Genomic DNA, 5,830 nt, shown 5'->3' with positions numbered 1-5,830 from the left:
GCCCCGGCGCGGGCGAGCTCGCCGACCGTCGTCGCGGTCATCCGGGCGCCGGGCGCCGCGCCGGGCTCGGCGGCGGGCGGCGGGGTCAGTTCGCGGGTGCGGAGCAGGGTCTCCGTGAGCCGCTCGCGGACGCCGGCCAGCTGGGCCGCGCCCTCGGCGGCGGCGGGCGGCGGCAGATGGCGGGCGGGCGCCAGGTCGACGTCGTCGTCGAGGAGTTCGACGACGGGCACGGACCGGCTCTCGCCGGGCGTCTCGGGAAGGGTGCCGTCACGGTCGAAGGGCTGCCAGGCGCCCAGGACGGTGCTCTCGACGGCGGGCCAGTCGAGCCGGTCGCGGCCGCTGCCCGAGCCCGGTCCGGCCGTGCCCGCGCCCGCGGCGGTCTCGGGCGCGGTGTCGACGAGCAGCAGCTCGGCGGGCGGGCGCTCGCCGGGGACGGGCTTGCGCAGCACCCACAGGTGCAGCGGGATGCCGTACGGCGGGGCCGCGCCGGCCGGCAGGGCGACGACGGCCCGCAGCGCGCCGCGGCGCAGCAGGTCGGCGCGGACGCGGCGGCCGGAGCGGCGGGAGGCGGCGGCGGGCGGCATGAGGAGGACGGCGGTGCCGCCGGGGCGCAGCCGGGCCAGGGCGTGCTGGACCCAGGCCAGTTCGGACTCGGTGCGGGCCGGGAAGCCGTACTCCCAGCGCGGGTCGTAGGCGAGCTCGTCGTGGCCCCAGTTGCGCTCGTTGAACGGCGGGTGGCAGAGCACGGCGTCGGCGGTGAGCGCGGGGAAGGCGTCGGCGCGCAGGGTGTCGCCGGCGAGGACCCGGACGCCGGCACGGCGGGGGCCGGTGGCGTCGGTGGCGAGCGCGAGGCGCAGGGCGGTGAGCGCGGCCAGGTCGGGGTCGGCGTCCTGACCGTGGAGGGCGACGGCGGCGGGGGCTCCCGCGGCGGTGGTGCGCACGGTGGCGGCTTCCGCGCCGGTGGCGTTCGTGGCGGCGGCCGCGCAGAGGAGGGCGCCGGTGCCGCAGGCGGGGTCGAGGACGGTGGCGGCGGGGCCGGCGAGCGCCGCCATGAGGGCGGCGGGGCCGGGCGGGGTGAGCGTGTACTGGCGCGGGTTGGCGTCCAGATGGCGGCCGAGCAGGAACTCGAAGGTCTCGCGGGGGCCGGTGCCGGCGGCGAGTTCCGCCACCGCGCGGACGAGCGGGATCGAGGCGGCGAGTTCGCCCGCGGTGGGCGTGCGGACGGCCCGCTCGGCGCCGAAGCGCTCGGTCAGCGTCTCCTCCAGCGGCACCGGGAGCAGTTCGCCGAGCCGCTCGTCGGGCGCGGCGGCGAGCGCGGGCCAGGCCGCGGCCCGGTCGCGGACGAGGAGGAGCACGCAGCCCGCCTGGACCAGGCCGGTGACGGCGCCGGCCGGGTGGCCGGCGATCTGCTGCCAGACGCGTTCGCCGAGCGGGACCTCGGCGAGCTTGCCCTGGGCGCGCAGCCAGGCCTCGACGTCGGCGAGGGCGAAGGACGGACTGGTCTCGGTGCCGCCGACCGGCTTGGGGAAGTCGGCGTGCCGGCGGCGCCAGTTGCTCACGGCCGCCCGGCCGACTCCCGCGAGGCGGGCGATCCCCGCGGCGGTCACCTCTGTTGCGCTCTCCGGCACCTGCCGCTCCTCTCGTCCCCGCCCTGAAGTGTGGCGTGTGACACCGATCTTACTGACGAACGCAAGAGCCATCCCTTCACAGCGTGAGCCGATCAGTTTCCCGTGAACCGTGTTGACTCGGTTCACAGCTTCTGGTGTCATTGATCCATCGCGCCAGACAAACTCACTGTCCGGGAGGACACACTCATGTCGTACGACACGCAGCTCCCGCACGCCCCGGCTCCGGCGGTCATGCGCAACGGCCTCGGGACCGCGGCTCTGATCCTCGGCATCATCGGCACGCTCTCCGGCGTCATCCCGCTCTTCTTCTGGCTGGCCGGCATCCTCGGCCTGATCGCGCTGGTCCTCGGCCTGGTCGGCAAGGGCCGGGTGAAGCGGGGCGAGGCGAACAACAAGGGCGTCGCGCTGACGGGCGCGATCCTGGGCCTGGCGGCCCTGGTCCTCTCGGTGGTCGGCGCGGTCATCACCTTCACCGCGGTCAAGGGAGCGGTCGACGAGCTCGAGAAGCTCGACAAGTCGCTCCAGGACACGGCGCCGAAGAACCCGGGCGGCAAGGCGGCCCAGGGAAAGGCCCTGGCGGCCGGTGACACCGTCGAGTACGAGGACGGCCTGAAGGTCACGGTCTCCGCGCCGAAGGCGTTCACCCCGGACGAGTTCGCCGTCGGCCACACCGAGGGCAACAAGGCGTACCAGGTCACCGTCACCATCGAGAACGCCGGCAAGAAGGCCTGGGACTCGGCGGGCACGATGCCGAAGGCCCGCGCGGGCAAGGACGGTGTCGAGGCCGAGCAGATCCTCGGCGACAAGCTCGGCGTGCTCTTCGAGGGCTCGGTCCTGCCCGGCAAGAAGGCCACCAAGACCTTCGGCTTCGACGTGCCCGCCGCCGCCGGGAACCTCAATGTCGAGGTCGAGCCGGGCCTGGACCACGACGCCACCCAGTGGGACCTGAAGCTCGGCTGACCCACAGCAGCCCCGTACGGCCGCCACTCCCCCGTGGGCCGCGCCCTCCCGTACCACCGCACCACTCCCGCCGGCGGCCCCTCCCCGGTCCGCGGCGGCCCCCGCACCGCATCCCCCGCACCACCCCGATCCCTCCCGGAGCACCTCCATGTCTGCCACCGTGTCCGCCACCGCCCGCCGCGACCGCCGTCCCCGCCGCGCCGCCCTCGTGGCGGTCCTGTCCGCCGCCGTCGCGCTCGGCGCGACCGCCTGCGGGTCCTCCGCCGGTGACTCCGGCGGCGACAAGCCGAAGGCCACGGGGCCGTTCGGGGACATGAGCGCGGCCCAGATCCTGGACAAGGCCGTGGCCACGACGAAGGGCGCCCGTTCGCTCACCGTGGTACTCGACGGGAAGACGGCGGACGGGCCGATGAAGGGCCACCTGTCGACCGACGTCCAGGGCCGGTGCACGGGCACGATGACCGTCGGCGCGGCGGGGGCGGCCGACCTGATCCGCCCCGTCGAGCCCACCGACAAGCACGTCTACCTCCGCTTCGACGAGGCCGCGCTGAAGGAGCAGTCGAAGGACGAGCCCGCGGAGGTCCAGGCGGAGGTGGTCAAGGCGATGAAGGGCCGCTGGCTCATGTCCGACGCCGACTCCCCGGACGCCCGGGACATGCTCGACCTGTGCGACCTGAAGAAGATGACGGCCGACTTCGAGCAGGACAGCGCCGGTGCGGTGAAGGGGACCGAGACCACGATCGACGGCACGAAGGCGCTGTCCCTGACGCTGGACTACAAGGACGGCGAGAAGGACACGTTCTACGTGGCCACGGAGGGCAAGCCGTATCTGCTGCGGGTCGTGACGACCGGCGGCGACGAGCCCGGCACGGTCTCCTTCACCGGCTTCGAGAAGCCGGTCACGGCGACGGCGCCCGCGATGAAGGACGTCATCGACGAGAAGACCCTCGGCTGACGGTCCGCTCGGGCGGCACGGCGCCCCGTGAACGCGAAAGGCGTGAAGGCCCCTGGAGGGGGGCGGCCTTCACGCCTTCTCGCTGTTCCCGCCGCCTCAGATCCGGTGACGGACCCAGACGTTCGGCTCGACGTACACGGCGTAGCCGCGGGACGCCTCGCAGTGCACCGGTACCAGCGCGCCGTCGACCTCGACCGGGCCGTCGGAGTCGAACGGCTTGCCGGTCCACGAGCGCCACTGCTCCACGGAGCCGCTGACCGTCATCGACGCGGGCGCGACCTTCTCGATCGTGGCGCCCGCGCGGACGTGGACGCGCAGCCACGGGTCGTGCGGGAGTCCGTCCGACTCGCGGGTGCGGAAGGCGTACTCGTGGATGGAGGCCTCGGGCTCCCGGTGCTTGGCGTTGGGCCGCACCGGGGCGACGACCTCGGAGAAGCCGAGCCGGGCGGCGTTCGCGCGCATCGCGGTGAGCATGCGCCCCGAGATGCCCTTGCCGAGCGCGTCCGTGTCCACGGTGATCTCGATGGCGCTGACGGTGTCGGGCTCGCGACCGTGCCGCAGGTCGGAGAACGCCCAGAGCAGCACCTGGTCCCAGCCGGTGTCGGGCAGCTCGCCGCGCCCGTCCACGTGCAGCGCGAAGGGCACGCTGAGCCCCCGGGCGACGACCTTCCCGTGCGGGCGGGTGTCGTCGCCGGCCCCGTCGGTCGCGACGAGCACGTACTCGGGGAAATCGGCCACGATCCGGCCCACGTTGGCCCAGCCGACCGGGTCGTGCATCATGAACTCCGGCCAGAGGTCTTTCATCGCCCATATGTCGCCGGCGAGTTCGGGTCGTTCGGCGAGGGTCGTGACGTGCAGCTCCATACCGGCGAGATTACGACCGGAACGATCATTGCGGAATCGATTTTCCTGAGCCCCGCGCCGTCCGCCGAAGAAGGTCCGCCTCCTCGCCGGCGCGGCCGCTCCTCGTTCGCCTCCTCCGCCGCCTCCTCCGGTGCCGGCGGCGACATCGGCGCCGTCAGCCGCCGCACTGCCTCAGCATCGTCGTCTTGTCCGCCGCCGTCACCGGGAGGTCGTACTTGAGGGAGACCTGCGCGAAGCGGACCGCGTAGGCGCACCTGATCCGCTTGCTCGGCGGGAGCCAGGACGCCGGGCCGGAGTCGCCCTTCGCCGAGTTGGCGCGGCCCTGGACCGGGAGCAGGTTGAGCGTGTCGTTGGCGAGCTGCTCGCGCTTGCTCCTCGGCCAGCGCGAGGCGCCCATCTGCCAGCTGTACGACAGGGGCACGACGTGGTCTATCTGCACCTCGGCGGCCTGCTGCTTGCGCCACTCGATGAGCGTCCCGGTGTACGGGTCGTCCAGCGTCATGGCGATGACCACGCAGTCGGAGCCCTTGCGGAAGCGGAGGTCGCGGCCGTCGCGGCGGATGAGGTCGTTCCTGGTGTCGCAGCCGTTCCTCGCGAGCGGCACCCCGTCGGCCGTGTCCATCCACGCGTGCCCGAACGCGTCGCGCTTGTAGCCCGTCCGCGGCCCCCGCCCCTTCGTGGACAGCTCCTCGATGAGCTTGCGGGCCTCGGCCCGGTCCGCGTCCGCCGTCAGGGGAGCGAGCCCCGGCTTCGTGCCGTCGGGGTTCCGGAGCGGACTGACCGCGCGCCCGTCGGCCCCGACGGGCCCGGATCCCGCGGAGGATCCGGTTCCGTCGGGGCCGCTCTCGCAGCCCGAGACGAGCAGGACGGCGGCCGCGAGCATCGTCGCGGTGCGGAGGGCTTTCCGAGGCGTCGGCACCCGAGGATCGTACGGCGGGTCGCTCGGGTGTTCGTGGCCGTCGGCCCTGAACGGGCGGGCGGCGGGGCGGTGGTCCGGGCCGGCCGGTCAGATCCGGCCGATGCCCAGGGTGTTCTCGGACGGGAGCAGGCCGGAGGCGATGACGGTGAGCCAGGGGCCGCCGAGCAGGTCGGCGAGGCGGTCGGTGGCCTCGGGGCCGAGCGCGGCCCAGGGCGCGGCGGCGAGTTCGTCGGTGCGGCGCTCGACCTCCGCGCGCAGGGCGCGTCCGGCGTCGGTGGCGGTGCCGTCGGCGTGGACCAGGCCGCGGGCGGCGAGGCGGGACCGGGCGGCGGACCACTCCGCCGGGCTCCAGCCGCGGCTCGCGAACGTCTCCTCCGCGGCGGCGCCCACGGCCGCGAAGGAGACCAGGGACTCCACGGGGTCGAGACCGGCGGCGGCGAGGGCGATCAGGTGCCCGTCGCCGCGCTGTTCGCGCAGGAGCGTCGCGGCCTGCCACAGCACCAG

Annotated in this window: 6 protein-coding genes; 2 read left to right on the top strand and 4 right to left on the bottom strand. The window is 74.4% G+C overall.

Annotation, left to right across the window (positions count from 1 at the left end):
- Window positions 1-1,628 (bottom strand): N-6 DNA methylase (locus tag ESG85_RS06950; protein ID WP_246094855.1); only part of this gene is annotated, 1,628 nt, incomplete at its 3' end.
- Between the two features lie 186 nt (window positions 1,629-1,814).
- Here ESG85_RS06950 and ESG85_RS06945 point away from each other — a divergent pair.
- Window positions 1,815-2,588 carry a DUF4190 domain-containing protein gene (locus tag ESG85_RS06945; protein ID WP_128977150.1) on the top strand — a complete coding sequence of 258 codons (774 nt, stop codon included), beginning with the start codon at window positions 1,815-1,817 and terminating at the stop codon, window positions 2,586-2,588.
- 148 nt (window positions 2,589-2,736) lie between these two features.
- A complete protein-coding gene (locus ESG85_RS06940) occupies window positions 2,737-3,543 on the top strand; it encodes a hypothetical protein (protein WP_128977149.1) in 807 nt (268 codons plus the stop codon).
- Between the two features lie 96 nt (window positions 3,544-3,639).
- Here the strand turns inward: ESG85_RS06940 and ESG85_RS06935 are convergent, their stop codons facing one another.
- The 3 genes from ESG85_RS06935 to ESG85_RS06925 form a co-directional block, all read right to left on the bottom strand.
- The gene (locus ESG85_RS06935) at window positions 3,640-4,407 is read right to left on the bottom strand and encodes an N-acetyltransferase (RefSeq protein ID WP_128977148.1); all 768 of its coding nucleotides are present in this window, start codon (window positions 4,405-4,407) and stop codon (window positions 3,640-3,642) included.
- A 154-nt stretch (window positions 4,408-4,561) separates the two neighbouring features.
- Entirely contained in the window at window positions 4,562-5,290 is a 729-nt protein-coding gene (locus tag ESG85_RS06930; protein ID WP_128977151.1) for an HNH endonuclease family protein, read from the bottom strand.
- Between the two features lie 123 nt (window positions 5,291-5,413).
- Window positions 5,414-5,830: SCO6745 family protein (locus ESG85_RS06925; RefSeq protein WP_425471176.1), on the bottom strand; the 417-nt coding region annotated here is incomplete at its 5' end.

Origin of the sequence: Streptomyces roseicoloratus, from assembly GCF_004117935.1 — a bacterium.
Taxonomy (GTDB): domain Bacteria; phylum Actinomycetota; class Actinomycetes; order Streptomycetales; family Streptomycetaceae; genus Streptomyces; species Streptomyces roseicoloratus.
This window is presented reverse-complemented; position numbering and strand designations above follow the sequence as displayed.

Bases quoted from the DNA above. Each gene is read 5' to 3' on its own strand.
- ESG85_RS06945 (WP_128977150.1), top strand. From the start codon at position 1,815: ATGTCGTACGACACGCAGCTCCCGCACGCCCCGGCTCCGGCGGTCATG.
- ESG85_RS06940 (WP_128977149.1), top strand. From the start codon at position 2,737: ATGTCTGCCACCGTGTCCGCCACCGCCCGCCGCGACCGCCGTCCCCGC.
- ESG85_RS06935 (WP_128977148.1), bottom strand. From the start codon at position 4,407: ATGGAGCTGCACGTCACGACCCTCGCCGAACGACCCGAACTCGCCGGC.
- ESG85_RS06930 (WP_128977151.1), bottom strand. From the start codon at position 5,290: ATGCTCGCGGCCGCCGTCCTGCTCGTCTCGGGCTGCGAGAGCGGCCCC.